Genomic DNA, 13257 nt, shown 5'->3' on the forward strand with positions numbered 1-13257 from the left:
GACGGTGAGTGGCTCGTCGACGGGCAGAAGGTGTTCACCTCCAACGCCCAGCACGCCGACTGGATCTGGCTCGCCTGCCGTACGGACCCCGGCGCGCCGAAGCACGAGGGCATCTCGATCCTGCTGGTCCCCACGGACGACCCCGGGTTCTCGTGGACGCCCGTCGAAACCGTGGGCGGACTGACCACGACCGCCACGTACTACGACCGGATCCGGGTCCCGGCCTCCCGGCTCGTCGGCGCGGAGAACGGCGGCTGGGAGCTCGTCACCGGCCAGCTCAACCACGAGCGGGTCGCGCTCGCGGCCCTCGGCATGCAGGCCGAGGACTTCTACGCGGCCGCGCTGGCCGCCGCCCGCACACCCGATCCGGTGACCGGGCGGCGCAGGGCCGACGAGCCGTGGGTGCGTTCGAGGCTGGCCGAGGCGCATGCCCGGCTGGCGGCGACCCGCCTGCTCAACTGGCGCCTGGTGGGTGACGTGGGATCCGGCGGGCCGGCCCCCGGGGACGCCGCCGGCGTGAAGTTCGCGGGCACCGAATCGACCGTCGCGGTGTACCGGATGTGCCAGGAGATCGTCGGACCGGACGCACTGGTCCGCGCCGGTTCACCGGGTGTCTTCGGGGACGGCGAGCTGGAGCGGATGAACAGGGCGGCGCAGATCAACACCTTCGGGGGCGGGGTGAGCGAGGTGCAGCGGGAGATCGTGGCGACGATGCGGCTCGGGATGGCCAGGAGGCGGCGGTGAGCGCGCGGGCCGTGCCGGGCGGCGAAGGAGTACCTCTCGTGGACCTGCCCGCCGACCCGCCCGCGGACGCGCTCCGTACCGGTGCCGGGCGCGACGACCTGTACGCGCGGCTGAAGGAGTACGAGGGGCGGGTGGCCGGTGCCGGGGGCGTGGGCAAGGACCTGGTCAACGAGCCGATGATCCGGCACTGGTGCGAGGCGATGGGGGACACGAACCCGGCGTACACCGGCCCGGACGCCATCGCGCCGCCCACCATGCTCCAGGCCTGGACGATGGGGGGACTGTCCGGGCACGGGGGACGCTCGGCGGCGTACCTCGACCTGCTCGGGATGCTCGACGACGCCGGGTACACCTCGGTGGTCGCCACCGACTGCGAGCAGGAGTACCTGCGGCCGCTGCGGCCCGGGGACCGGATCACCTTCGACGCGATGATCGAGTCGGTCTCGGAGCGCAAGACGACCAGGCTGGGCACGGGGTACTTCGTCACGACGCGGATGGACGTACGGGCGGGGGGCGAGCCGGCGGGGACGCACCGGTTCCGGATCCTCAAGTACGCGCCCGCGGATCGGGAACGCGCGCCCGCGAGCCGGGGGCGTGCGCCCACGGATCGGGAGCGTGTGCCCGCGGGCCAGGAGCGCTCCGCCGCTCCGCCGCCCCGGCGCCCCCGCCCCGTGGTCAACTGGGACAACGCCGGCTTCTGGGAGGGCGTCTCCCGGCACCGGCTGCTCATCCAGCGGTGCGCGGGGTGCGGAACCCTGCGTTTCCCCTGGCTGCCGGGGTGCAACGCCTGCGGATGCCTGGAGTGGGACACGGTTGAGGCGACCGGCGAGGGGACCGTCCACTCGTACGTGGTGATGCACCACCCGCCCTTTCCGGCCTTCGACCCGCCGTACGCCGTGGGGCTGGTCGAGCTCGCCGAGGGCGTGCGGATGATCAGCAACGTGGTGGGCGTGCCGTACGACCGGGTGCGGATCGGGATGCCGGTACGGCTGGAGTTCGAGCGGGTGGACGAGGAACTGGAGCTGCCCGTCTTCCGCGTCACCGGCGTGACCGGTGTGACCGGCAGGAACGGTGGCTGACATGGACTTCGCACCGACCCAGGAGCAGGCGGCGGCCCGTGACCTGGCCGCGCGGATCTTCGGCGACCTGGCCACGCACGAGCGGCTGCGGGCCGCCGGAACCGGCAGCGACGGCGAGTTGTGGAAGACCCTGTGCGAGGCCGGACTGCCGGGCGCCGTCCAGGACATCGGGCTCCTCGGGCTGGTGCTCCTGCTGGAGGAGCAGGGGCGGACGACGGCCCAGGTGCCGTTCGCCGCGAGCTGCGTCTACGGGCTGCTGGCGCTGTCGGCGCACGGTTCGGCCGGACAGCGGGAGCGGCTGCTGCCCGGCCTTGCGGACGGGTCGGTCGTGGTCACCGGTGCGCTGCCCGCGGCCGCCGTACGGGAGGGATCTCGGGGGGAGCTGACCGGTGTGGTCCCCGCGGTGCCGTGGCTCCGCGACGCCACGCACGTACTGGTCGCCGACGAGGCCCGCCGCCTGTGGCTCGTACGGACCGTCGACGCGGGGTGCGAGCCGGTCGAGCTGACGGCCCCGTGGTCGGCCGGACGCCTGACCCTCACCGCCACCCCGGCCGAACGGCTCGGCGGCGGCGACGGCAGCGGAACCGGCCGCGCCAGCGACGGCACCGTCCGCGACGGAGCGACCGCGGCGTACGACGACGTCCTCGCCACCGCGCGGACGGCCTTCGCGGGACTGCAGGCCGGGGTGTGCGCCGGCTCGGTGGCCAGGGCGGTGGCCCACACCAACACCCGCGAGCAGTTCGGCCGGCCCCTCGCGACGAAGCAGGGCGTCCAGCTCCGCGCGGCCGACGCCCACCTGGACACCGAGGCGATACGGGTCACGGCGTACGAGGCGGCGTGGCGCAGGGACGAAGGGCTGGCGTATGCCACCCACGCGCTGACCGCCGCCTGGTGGGCCTCGGAGGCGGGACAGCGCGTCGTCCACGCGGGGCAGCACCTGCACGGCGGCACGGGCGCCGACCTCGAACACCCCGTGCACCGGCACTTCCTGTGGGGACGGCAGCTGGACGCGTACCTGGGATGCGGGAGCGAACTGCTGCAGGAGCTGGGCGAGTCGATCGTGCGGGGAAGCGTGCGGGCGGAGGAGGACGCATGACCGTCGGGGCCGGGCCGCCGCGGGCCGGGGACACGCTGCCGCCGCTGGAGATCGCGATCACCCGCACCCTCGTCGTCGCCGGGGCGATCGCCTCGCGGGACTACCAGGACGTGCACCACGACGCCGAGGCGGCGCGGCGGAAGGGCTCGCCGGACGTCTTCATGAACATCCTGACGACCAACGGGCTGGTCGGGCGGTACATCACGGACCACTTCGGACCCGCGGCCGTGCTGCGCAAGGTGGTGATCAGGCTGGGCGCGCCCAACCATCCCGGCGACACGATGGTGCTGTCCGGCGTGGTGGAGGACGTCCGGGGCGACACGGCGACGGTGCGGGTCCTCGGCACCAACGGCCTCGGCAACCACGTCACCGGGACGGTCACACTCACGGTGCCCCCGTCCTCGTCCCCGGAGCAGTCCCCGTCCCCGGCGCAGTCGTGGGAGGGCACGGTGCCGCGGTCATGAGCGTGCGGGCGAAGGACCGTCTCGGCGGGCGGGCAGCCGTCGTCGGGATCGGCGCCACCGAGTTCTCCAAGGACTCCGGGCGCAGCGAACTGCGGCTCGCGGTCGAGGCGGTGCGCGCCGCGCTGGACGACGCCGGGCTCGCGCCGGGCGACGTGGACGGCATGGTGACGTTCACGATGGACACGAGCCCCGAGATCACCGTCGCCCAGGCGGCCGGCATCGGAGAGCTGTCCTTCTTCTCCCGCGTCCACTACGGCGGCGGGGCGGCCTGCGCGACCGTCCAGCAGGCCGCGCTCGCGGTGGCCGCCGGGATCGCCGACGTGGTGGTCTGCTACCGGGCGTTCAACGAGCGGTCGGGGCGCCGGTTCGGTTCCGGGGTCCATCGCAGGCAGCCGTCCGCCGAGGGGACCGCGCTCGGCTGGGCCCTGCCCTTCGGGCTGCTCACACCCGCCTCCTGGGTGGCGATGGCGGCCCGGCGCTACCTGCACGCGTACGGGCTGACTCCCGAGGCGTTCGGGCAGGTCGCGGTGGTCGACCGGGCGTACGCGGCGACCAACCCGGCGGCGTACTTCCACGGCAGGCCGATCACCCTCGCGGACCACGCGGCCTCGCGGTGGATCGTCGAGCCGCTGCGGCTGCTCGACTGCTGTCAGGAGACGGACGGCGGTCAGGCCCTGGTCGTCACCTCGGTGGAGCGCGCCCGCGACCTGCCGCACCCGCCGGCCGTGGTCGTGGCGGCGGCCCAGGGCGCGGGGCGGGCCCAGGAGCAGATGACCAGCTTCTACCGGGACGACCTGGCGGGGCTGCCGGAGGCGGGCGTGGTGGCGCGGCAGCTGTGGCGCACGTCGGGGCTGACGCCGGCCGGGATCGACGTCGGCATCCTCTACGACCACTTCACGCCGTTCGTGCTGATGCAGCTGGAGGAGTTCGGGTTCTGCGGGCCGGGGGAGGCCGCGGACTTCGTGGCGGAGGGGCGGCTTCCGCTGAACACCCACGGCGGGCAGCTCGGGGAGGCGTACCTGCACGGGATGAACGGGGTGGCGGAGGGGGTGCGGCAGCTGCGCGGCGCGTCCGTGAACCAGGTGCCCGGAGCCGGCCGCGTCCTGGTCACCTCGGGGACGGGCGTTCCGACATCGGGACTGATCCTCGGTTCGGACGACCGCGGCTGATCGCCCGGATCCCTGATCGCCCAGATCCCTGATCGGCCGGTGGACCGACCGGCCGATGGGCCGCCGGTGGGGCGGACGGATGAACGTGGCGCGTGTCCGGGCGCGGTCCGGTCCCGCGCGGCGGTCGGGGCCGTTGACTCGGCCCATGCGTTGGCTGCGATGTCACAAGATGATCGTCGGACTCGGGTTCGTGCTGCTCCTGCTGGGGCTCGCGGCGGCACCACCGGCGGAGGCGGGCCCGTGGCCGCGTGGCGACGCCGCTCCGGTGGGCTCGCAGGCTCCGGACACGGACCGGTCCCCGGACGGGAACCCGCTCCTCCCGGAGGCCGGCGCGGCACCGAAGGCGCGTACGTTCAAGGGCCGGGCCTTCGACACCTGCCGCGCGCCGTCCGCGGACACCATGCGCAGGTGGCGGGCGTCCCCGTACCGGGCCGTCGGCGTCTACTTCGGCGGCCGCGGACGGGCCTGCGCGTCCCAGCCCCACCTGACGCGCGCCTGGGTGCGGACGGTGCACCGGCAGGGCTGGCGGGTGCTCCCGCTGTACGTGGGCTCGCAGTCGACCTGCGTGTACGCACGGCACAAGAGGAACGTACGGATCGGGCGGCACCCGTGGAAGCAGGGGACCGCGGAGGCCCGCGACGCGGTGCGCAGGGCGTCGGCGCTCGGCATGCGGCAGGGGAGCCCGCTCTTCCTGGACATGGAGGCCTACGCGTACAAGAAGAAGAAGTGCGCCCGCTCCACCCTGCTGTTCGTGCGGGGCTGGAACCGCGAGGTGTCGCGCCGGGGCTATCTGCCGGGGTTCTACAGCAGCGCCGGGTCCGGCATCCGCCACATGGAGCGGTCGCGGCGGGCCGGAGTGGGGGACCTGCCGGCGGTGGTGTGGTTCGCACGCTGGGGCGTGCGCAACGGGCTGCACCGTGAGCCCGTGCTGCGCAAGAGCGCGTGGACGCCCGCGCGGCGCATCCACCAGTACGCGGGCAACGTACGGGAACGGCACGGCGGCCGTACGCTGCTGATCGACCGCAACGTCATGCACGCCCCGGTCGCGCGCATCGGCTGAGCACATCGGTTGAGCGCACCGGCCGGGCGCGCCGAACGGGCGAACCGGCCGGAGGCGCCGACAGGACACGTCGGCCGGGCGCATCGGCCGGGTGGCCGGGCCGCCGTAGTCCTCCCGCATCACACCCGGATCCGGGCTACTGCGCAGGGAGTGCGCGGGGAGTGCGACGGGAGCCGTCTCTCAGGGGCGAACCCCCAGGGGCCCGGAGCCCGGCCTCCACCTTCAGGAGGTGGGGCCCGCCCCCCTCCTACAACCTGAGGCGGACAAGGCTTCGGGACCTGCGGCCGATCCGCCGTGGCGGGGGGTGATCCTAGCGTGGAGCCATGACCACACCCGTCTGCACCAGCGCTTCGAACGCGGCGACGCGGACCCATGCGTACCCGTCGTTCTCCTCGTACGTGAGGGCCCGCCAACCCGTGTTGCTGCGTACCGCGCGCTCGCTGACCGCGAACCCGTGCGACGCGGAGGACCTGCTGCAGACGGCCCTCACCAAGACCTACGTCGCCTGGGAGCGGATCGAGGACCACCGGGCCCTCGACGGGTACGTACGCCGGGCGCTGCTCAACACGCGGACCTCGCAGTGGCGCAAGCGGAAGGTCGACGAGTTCGCGTGCGACGAGCTGCCCGAGCCCCAGGCCCCGCCGGCCGGGGACCCGGCCGAGCAGCAGGCACTGCACGACGCGATGTGGCGCGCGATCATGAAGCTGCCCGCGCGGCAGCGGGCGATGGTCGTCCTGCGGTACTACGAGGACCTCAGCGAGGCGCAGACGGCGGAGGTGCTGGGCGTGTCGATCGGTACGGTCAAGTCCGCCGTGTCGCGCGCGCTCGGCAAGCTCCGCGAGGACCCCGAGCTGGGTCCGGTGCGCTGACGGCGCACCCACCGGCCACGGGAGGCACAGAGCGACGGAAGGCACAGAGCGACGGGGGCACAGAGCGTACGGCCGGGTCGTGGGGTCCGGCAAGCAATCCCCGCCGTGACGTGATCGATCACCCGGGAGTAGTGACATACCGCGCGGTATGTGAGCAGAATTTGCCCAACCCTTACTACCGCGTAGGCAATGTCGCCCCGGGAGGACGCCGTGCTGAGCACGATGCAGGACGTACCGTTGCTGATCTCCAGGATCCTGACCCACGGGTCGACGATCCACGGTTCATCCCAGGTGATCACCTGGACCGGTGAGGGCGAGCCGCACCGCCGCTCGTTCGCGGAGATCGGAGCACGGGCGGCCCGGCTGGCGCACGCGCTGCGCGACGACCTCGGGGTCCGGGACGACGACCGGGTCGCGACCCTCATGTGGAACAACGCCGAGCACGTCGAGGCGTACTACGCGATCCCCGCCATGGGCGCGATCCTCCACACCCTCAACCTCCGGCTGCCTCCCGAGCAGCTCGTCTGGATCGTCAACCACGCCGCCGACCGCGTGATCGTGGCCAACGGATCGCTGCTCCCGCTGCTCGCGCCGCTGCTCCCGCACCTCGCGTCGGTCGAGCACGTGGTCGTGGCGGGCCCCGGCGACCGCTCGCTGCTCGACGGGGCGACCGTCCGGGTGCACGAGTACGAGGACCTGATCGCGGACAAGCCGGAGAGCTACGACTGGCCCGAGCTGGACGAGCGCCAGGCCGCGGCCATGTGCTACACCTCCGGCACCACCGGCGACCCCAAGGGCGTCATCTACTCGCACCGCTCCATCTACCTGCACTCGATGCAGGTCAACATGACGCAGTCCATGGGCCTCACCGACGCGGACACCTCCCTCGTCGTGGTCCCGCAGTTCCACGTGAACGCCTGGGGCCTGCCGCACGCGATGTTCATGACCGGCGTGAACGTGCTGATGCCGGACCGCTTCCTGCAGCCCGCGCCGCTCGCCGAGATGATCGAGAGCGAGCGCCCGACGCACGCGGCCGCCGTCCCCACCATCTGGCAGGGCCTGCTCGCGGAGCTGCACGCCAAGCCGCGTGACGTGAGCTCGCTGACCCAGGTCACCATCGGCGGATCCGCCTGTCCGCCCGCCCTCATGAAGGCGTTCGACGAGCTGGGCATGCGCGTCTGCCACGCTTGGGGCATGACGGAGACCTCGCCGCTCGGCACGATCGCGCGGCCGCCGGCCCAGGTGGAGGCCGGTTCGGAGGAGGAGTTCGCGTACCGGCTCACCCAGGGCCGCTTCCCGGCCGGTGTCGAGCCCCGGCTCACCGGCCCGAACGGCGAGCGGCTGCCCTGGGACGGCGAGTCCGCGGGCGAGCTGGAGGTGCGCGGCCCCTGGATCGCGGGCGCGTACTACGGCGGCCCGGGCGCCGAGGTCCTGCGTCCCGCCGACAAGTTCAGCGAGGACGGCTGGCTCAAGACCGGTGACGTCGGCACGATCAGCCCCGACGGCTTCCTGACGCTCACCGACCGCGCCAAGGACGTCATCAAGTCCGGCGGCGAGTGGATCTCCTCGGTCGACCTGGAGAACGCCCTCATGGCCCACCCCGATGTCACCGAGGCGGCGGTCGTCGCCGTCCCGGACGACAAGTGGGGCGAGCGCCCGCTCGCCACGGTGGTCCTGAAGGAGGGCTCCGACGCCGACTTCGACTCCCTGCGGTCCTTCCTCGCGAGCGAGGGCAAGATCGCCAAGTGGCAGCTCCCCGAGCGCTGGACGATCATCGGGGCGGTGCCGAAGACGAGCGTCGGCAAGTTCGACAAGAAGGTGCTGCGCAGGCAGTACGCGGCGGGCGAGCTGGACGTCACCCAGCTCTGACAGCCGGCTTTTTGCACACGTATGAGGGTGGGGCACTGTTTCACGTGAAACAGTGCCCCACCCTCATACGTACTCTCATGCCTACCTTCATGCGTGTGCGGTCGTTCAGTTCGTGCCGATCCGCGCCAGCAGATCCACGATCCGCTCCTGCACCTCGACGCTCGTCGACCGCTCGGCCAGGAACAGCACCGTCTCCCCCGCCGCCAGGCGAGGCAACTCGCTCTGGTCGACGGCCGCCGTGTAGACGACGAGCGGAGTGCGGTTGAGCTGACCGTTCGCCCGCAGCCAGTCGACGATCCCGGCGCGCCGGCGGCGTACCTGCATCAGGTCCATCACCACCAGGTTCGGCCGCATCTGCCCGGCCAGTGTGACCGCGTCCTCGTCGGACGAGGCCCGCGCGACCTGCATGCCGCGCCGCTCCAGCGTCGACGTCAGCGCGAGCGCGATCTCGGCGTGCTCCTCGATGAGCAGGACACGCGGCGGATGCTGCTCACTGTCACGCGGCGCCAGCGCCTTGAGGAGTACGGCGGGGTCGGCGCCGTACGCCGCCTCGCGTGTCGCCTGCCCGAGGCCGGCGGTCACCAGGACCGGCACCTCGGCGGCGACGGCGGCCTGCCGCAGCGACTGGAGCGCCGTGCGCGTGATCGGGCCGGTGAGCGGGTCGACGAACAGCGCGGCCGGGAAGGCGGCGATCTGCGCGTCGACCTCCTCGCGCGAGTGCACGATGACGGGCCGGTAGCCGCGGTCGCTCAGCGCCTGCTGGGTGGTGATGTCCGGCGCGGGCCAGACCAGCAGCCGGCGCGGGTTGTCCAGCGGCTCCGGGGGCAGTTCGTCGTCCATCGGCTGCGGATGGGGCTGGTTCGCGACCTCCACCGCACCGCCGGGACCGTCGAGGGGCTCGGGGCCTTCGTCGGCGTTCTCGTCCGGAGCTCCTATGGCGTACGACCGGCCGGTGCCCTCGGTGGTGTGGGCGAGCCGGGACTGCTGTCCCGGGGCCCCCGGATGCGCGCGCGGTCCCGTCTCCGCCTGCTCGGCGACGGGCTCGGGACGGGTGCCGAGCTTGCGGCGCCGCCCGGAACCGTTGGTGGAGTGCGGAGGAGGTGTGGGCGCCTGCGGCTGCGGGGCGGCGGCGCCGGCCCCGGTGCCGCCGCCGGCTCCCGTCTGTGGTGAGGGCTGAGCCGCAGCCTGCGGATGTGCCTGGGCGGCGGCTGAGGCGGTGGCCGCGGTCGCGGGAGGCGGGGGAGCCGCCCGGCCGGCCCCGGGCTGCTGGGCGTCGATCATGCGGCGGTTGAACGGGACGCCCTGCCCGAGGGTGCGGACGCTGATCGCCCGGCCCTGGGTCGAGTTGGGGTCGATGGCCGGGGTCGGCGCCGGTGCCGCAGCCTCGGCGGGAAGCGGCTGCGCCGCGCGCGCCTGCTCCGGGGCCGGGGCCGGTACGGACTCCGCCGCGGCCGGCCCGTCGGCGCCGCCCGGCCACGATCCGCCCGTCGCGGCGGCCTCCGGCTGTACGGGGACTCCGGCGCCGGAGGTGCCGTCCGGGCCGGGCCACGGCCTGGACGGGAGCCGGGACCGACCCGGCCCCGCCCCCGATGGGCACCTCCAGGACGAACGCGCTGCCGCTCATCCCGGGGACCTCGTGCGTCTGCAGCACCCCGCCGTGCGCACGCACGATCCCGCGCACGATCGGCTCGTGCACCGGGTCTCCCCCGGTGTACGGCCCGCGCACCTCGATCCGTACGCCCTCGCCGCGCWGCGCGGCCGCCACGACGACCGTGTTGTCCATGTAGCCGCCGGCCGAGACCGGCGCGTTGCCCGTGGAGTCGACGCCCGCGACGTCCGCGATGAGGTGCGCGAGCGCGGTCGCGAGCCGCTGCGGGTCGACCTCGGCCTCGATGGGCGGCGCGTGCACGGCGAACTGCACCCGCCCGGGCCCGATCAGCTCGACCGCCCCGTCCACACCGGCGGCGACGACCGCGTCCAGCATCACCTTCGTACGGGTGACGCCCTCCGTGCCGGAGTCGAGGCGCTGGTAGGCGAGGACGTTGTCGACGAGGGTGGTGATGCGCGAGTAGCCGGCCGAGAGGTGGTGCAGGACCTGGTTGGCCTCGGGCCACAACTGCCCGGCGTCGTCGGCGGCGAGGGTCGCGAGCTCACCGCGCAGCTGGTCCAGCGGTCCGCGCAGGGAGCGTCCCAGCACGGCCAGGAGCTGCTCGTGCCGTGCGGACAGGGCCTCGTAGCTGTCCTTCTCGCGCTCGGCGAGGGCCGCGTACCGGTCGTCCCCGGCGGCCAGCTCCTCCGCGTGCTGCTCGCGCAGCCCGGCGAGCGCCGCGGCGTGCTCCTCCCGGAGCGCGGCCAGTTCCTCGGCGTGCGCCTCGGCGGCCTGCGCCAGCTCCTGGCGGTGCCGCTCGGTCTCGGCGTCCTTCTCCTCGGCGAGGGCGTCGTACGGGCGGCGGTCCGTGAAGGTCATCACGGCGCCGACGAGCTGGTCGCCGTCCCGCACCGGCGCGGTGGTGAGGTCGACCGGCACCTTGTCGCCGTTCTTGGACCACAGCACCTGGCCGCGCACCCGGTGCTTGCGCCCGGAGCGCAGGGTGTCGGCGAGCGGGGACTCCTCGTACGGGAAGGGCTCGCCGTCCGCGCGCGAGTGCAGCATCAGCGGGTGCAGTTCCTGCCCGCCGAGGTCGCTGGCCCGGAAACCGAGTATCTGCGCGGCGGCCGGGTTGACGAGGACGACCCGTCCCTCGGTGTCCGTGCCCACCACGCCCTCGGCGGCGGCGCGCAGGATCATCTCGGTCTGCCGCTGCGAACGCGCGAGCTCGGCCTCCGTGTCGACGGTGCCGGACAGGTCGCGCACGACGATCATCAGCAGCTCGTCGCCGGTGTAGCCCTGGCCGTCGTACGCCTGCTGCGCGTTCTCCAGGTTCGCGCTGGTGACCTCGACCGGGAACTCGCTGCCGTCGGTGCGGCGGGCGACCATCCGCGTCGGGCGGGTGCGGCCGCTGTCGTCGATGGTCTCGGGGCGCCGCATGCTGCCGGGGATGAGCCGCGAGTCGAACTGCGGCAGCAGGTCGAGCAGTCCGCGCCCCACGAGCGCCGTGCCCGGGGTCTCGAAGGCCTCCAGGGCGATGGTGTTGGCGTTGACGACCGTGCCGTTGGCGTTGACCAGGACCAACGCGTCGGGAAGGGCGTCGAGTATGGCTGCGAGGCGAGCAGCGCCTCGGGATGGCCTGCTGCTCACGAGACGCTTCCTCCCTGTTACCGCACCTTGCCGACCGCGGTAGCCATCTTGCCAACGGGGCCGCGACGTGTCACGCGAGGGAGTCTACGGGCAGTGGTTGCGCTGTGACGCCGGATGAGAGGGAGGTCGCACGCAGAGGGGACGCAGAACGCATGCGCAAGACACGGAGAACCTGTGACCGCGTCCGCGCCCCCGGCCGCGGCCCGTCTACGCGCCGAGACCCGGCAGGACGGGCACGAGGGCGTCCCACCTCGCGATCTCGCATCCGTTGCTGCGCTTGTACGTCGCGTCGACGGGACGGCCGGCCCAGGTGCCGGTGACGTGCGCGGTGGCCGGACCGCCGTACTGCATGGTGCACAGCTCGCCGTGCCGGGCCGACGTGAACGGGCTCTTGCCCCACGAGGTGTTCCGGTCCAACTGCTCGCACGCCGCCCGGGCGTCGGGGTGGCTGCCGCCCGCCGGGTGGCAGTCGAGCTCGAACGTGCCGTCCTTGCCCCCGCCCACCCCGCTCACCGTCACCGTCAGGTGGTCGGCCCCCTCCGGGTCGGTCACGGGCAGCGGCATGAGGGGGAAGGTGTCGGTGTACGCGACCGCCGGCGCGGCGGACAGCGCGGCGAGGGACAGGACGGCGGAGGTGGCGACGGCGAAGGCGGTGCGACGCAGCATGGGGGGCTCCACGGGGTGCGGTCGATGGCGAGAGGAGCTCGGGGACCGGGCCGCGGGAGCTGGAAGAACGGCTCCGCGGCTGCCCCCGGCGGCTCTCCGGGATCTGTGCCGGGGCACGTGCCCCACTGCTCTAACGCCGTCCGCGCCGTGACGTTGCGCCGCAGGCGGGGGGCTTTGCCCTCGGGCCGTGCCGCCTAGTACCGTGGGAACCGATTGGTGACAGCCCGCTCGACTGTGTCATCATCTGCACGCACCATTCAGCGCTCGCGCGGGTGGTTGTGCTGGAGGCGTCGCCTAGTCCGGTCTATGGCGCCGCACTGCTAATGCGGTTTGGGACGCAAATCCCATCGAGGGTTCAAATCCCTCCGCCTCCGCCGAAGAACACGAAGCCCCGGTCACCACGACCGGGGCTTCGTTCGTTCCTTGATCGCCCCAGGACCCGTTCCTTGATCGTCCGGGGCGCCCGACGGCCGCCCACCCGGTACCTTGTCCGCCCCCTCTGAGGGCTGTTTCCGCAGGTCAGACCGAGTGCGGCAAACGGATTTCGCCTCACGGCGCCAGTCATGTAATGTTGTTCCCGCAACGCCGACCAGGCAGAAAAGCCCGGAAGGAAGAGCGAACACAACAGAACACACAAGCACTCGTAGCTTAACGGATAGAGCATCTGACTACGGATCAGAAGGTTGCAGGTTCGAATCCTGCCGAGTGCACAGCAGACCAGAGGCCCCGTGGAGGAATCCACGGGGCCTCTGGTCTAAGGGTTGTCCCGTAACTGCCGGTCACGGGTGAGATAATCTTGCTGTGTCTGGTGTGATCACGGCGTCGGAGCCCTCCTGGATAGGCCCGTTCACCGGCCTGAGCCCGCGCCAGTTCGGCAAGCTGATCACCGCGTTGCGGCGGGAGGGGGCGGACCCGGTGCGCAAGGGACGGCCGTGGAGCCTGCCGCTGGAGGACCGGGTCCTGCTGGTCGCCGKGTACTGGCGGACCAACCTGACGCTGCGGC

The 13257-nt window shown here is 73.0% G+C and carries 9 protein-coding genes, 2 tRNA genes and 2 pseudogenes; 11 read left to right on the forward strand and 2 right to left on the reverse strand.

All coding sequences use genetic code 11. The features are described from left to right. The 8 genes from FGF04_RS19125 to FGF04_RS19160 all read left to right on the forward strand — a co-directional run. Positions 1–744, forward strand: a 744-nt coding sequence (locus FGF04_RS19125) for an acyl-CoA dehydrogenase family protein (RefSeq protein ID WP_188114138.1), incomplete at its 5' end; no start/stop codon positions are given. A 38-nt stretch (positions 745–782) separates the two neighbouring features. Beyond that, a complete protein-coding gene (locus tag FGF04_RS19130; protein ID WP_408055642.1) occupies positions 783–1823 on the forward strand; it encodes a bifunctional MaoC family dehydratase N-terminal/OB-fold nucleic acid binding domain-containing protein in 1041 nt (346 codons plus the stop codon). A gap of 1 nt (position 1824) precedes the next feature. Then, entirely contained in the window at positions 1825–2919 is a 1095-nt protein-coding gene (locus FGF04_RS19135; RefSeq protein WP_149512537.1) for an acyl-CoA dehydrogenase family protein, read from the forward strand. Beyond that, a complete protein-coding gene (locus FGF04_RS19140; protein WP_149512538.1) occupies positions 2916–3383 on the forward strand; it encodes a hotdog family protein in 468 nt (155 codons plus the stop codon). The genes FGF04_RS19135 and FGF04_RS19140 overlap by 4 nt, the downstream gene beginning before the upstream one ends. Next, positions 3380–4552, forward strand: a complete 1173-nt coding sequence (locus FGF04_RS19145; RefSeq protein ID WP_149512539.1) for a lipid-transfer protein — start codon at positions 3380–3382, stop codon at positions 4550–4552. The genes FGF04_RS19140 and FGF04_RS19145 overlap by 4 nt, the downstream gene beginning before the upstream one ends. A gap of 145 nt (positions 4553–4697) precedes the next feature. Further along, a complete protein-coding gene (locus tag FGF04_RS19150; protein WP_235882397.1) occupies positions 4698–5612 on the forward strand; it encodes a DUF1906 domain-containing protein in 915 nt (304 codons plus the stop codon). A gap of 323 nt (positions 5613–5935) precedes the next feature. Next, on the forward strand, positions 5936–6481 hold the full coding sequence (locus FGF04_RS19155) for a SigE family RNA polymerase sigma factor (protein ID WP_149512541.1): 546 nt from the start codon (positions 5936–5938) through the stop codon (positions 6479–6481). 189 nt (positions 6482–6670) lie between these two features. Beyond that, entirely contained in the window at positions 6671–8350 is a 1680-nt protein-coding gene (locus FGF04_RS19160) for a long-chain fatty acid--CoA ligase (protein WP_149512542.1), read from the forward strand. 105 nt (positions 8351–8455) lie between these two features. On the opposite strand, the pseudogene FGF04_RS19165 reads toward FGF04_RS19160, so the two are convergent. Both FGF04_RS19165 and FGF04_RS19170 read right to left on the reverse strand, forming a co-directional pair. Next, positions 8456–11588 (reverse strand): annotated as a pseudogene (locus FGF04_RS19165) (PAS domain-containing protein). Between the two features lie 207 nt (positions 11589–11795). Further along, on the reverse strand, positions 11796–12254 hold the full coding sequence (locus FGF04_RS19170) for an SSI family serine proteinase inhibitor (protein WP_149512543.1): 459 nt from the start codon (positions 12252–12254) through the stop codon (positions 11796–11798). Between the two features lie 283 nt (positions 12255–12537). On the opposite strand from FGF04_RS19170, the gene FGF04_RS19175 reads away from it, so the two are divergent. The 3 genes and pseudogenes from FGF04_RS19175 to FGF04_RS19185 form a co-directional block, all read left to right on the forward strand. Beyond that, positions 12538–12628 (forward strand) — tRNA-Ser (locus tag FGF04_RS19175). A 263-nt stretch (positions 12629–12891) separates the two neighbouring features. Next, positions 12892–12964, forward strand: a tRNA-Arg gene (locus FGF04_RS19180). A 91-nt stretch (positions 12965–13055) separates the two neighbouring features. Beyond that, positions 13056–13257, forward strand: a pseudogene (locus FGF04_RS19185) (IS5/IS1182 family transposase); the annotation flags it as partial.

It is taken from the genome of Streptomyces apricus, from assembly GCF_008369065.1.
In the GTDB taxonomy this organism is placed as follows: domain Bacteria; phylum Actinomycetota; class Actinomycetes; order Streptomycetales; family Streptomycetaceae; genus Streptomyces; species Streptomyces apricus.

Bases quoted from the DNA above. Each gene is read 5' to 3' on its own strand.
- FGF04_RS19135 (WP_149512537.1), top strand. From the start codon at position 1,825: ATGGACTTCGCACCGACCCAGGAGCAGGCGGCGGCCCGTGACCTGGCC.
- FGF04_RS19140 (WP_149512538.1), top strand. From the start codon at position 2,916: ATGACCGTCGGGGCCGGGCCGCCGCGGGCCGGGGACACGCTGCCGCCG.
- FGF04_RS19145 (WP_149512539.1), top strand. From the start codon at position 3,380: ATGAGCGTGCGGGCGAAGGACCGTCTCGGCGGGCGGGCAGCCGTCGTC.
- FGF04_RS19150 (WP_235882397.1), top strand. From the start codon at position 4,698: ATGCGTTGGCTGCGATGTCACAAGATGATCGTCGGACTCGGGTTCGTG.
- FGF04_RS19155 (WP_149512541.1), top strand. From the start codon at position 5,936: ATGACCACACCCGTCTGCACCAGCGCTTCGAACGCGGCGACGCGGACC.
- FGF04_RS19160 (WP_149512542.1), top strand. From the start codon at position 6,671: ATGTCGCCCCGGGAGGACGCCGTGCTGAGCACGATGCAGGACGTACCG.
- FGF04_RS19170 (WP_149512543.1), bottom strand. From the start codon at position 12,254: ATGCTGCGTCGCACCGCCTTCGCCGTCGCCACCTCCGCCGTCCTGTCC.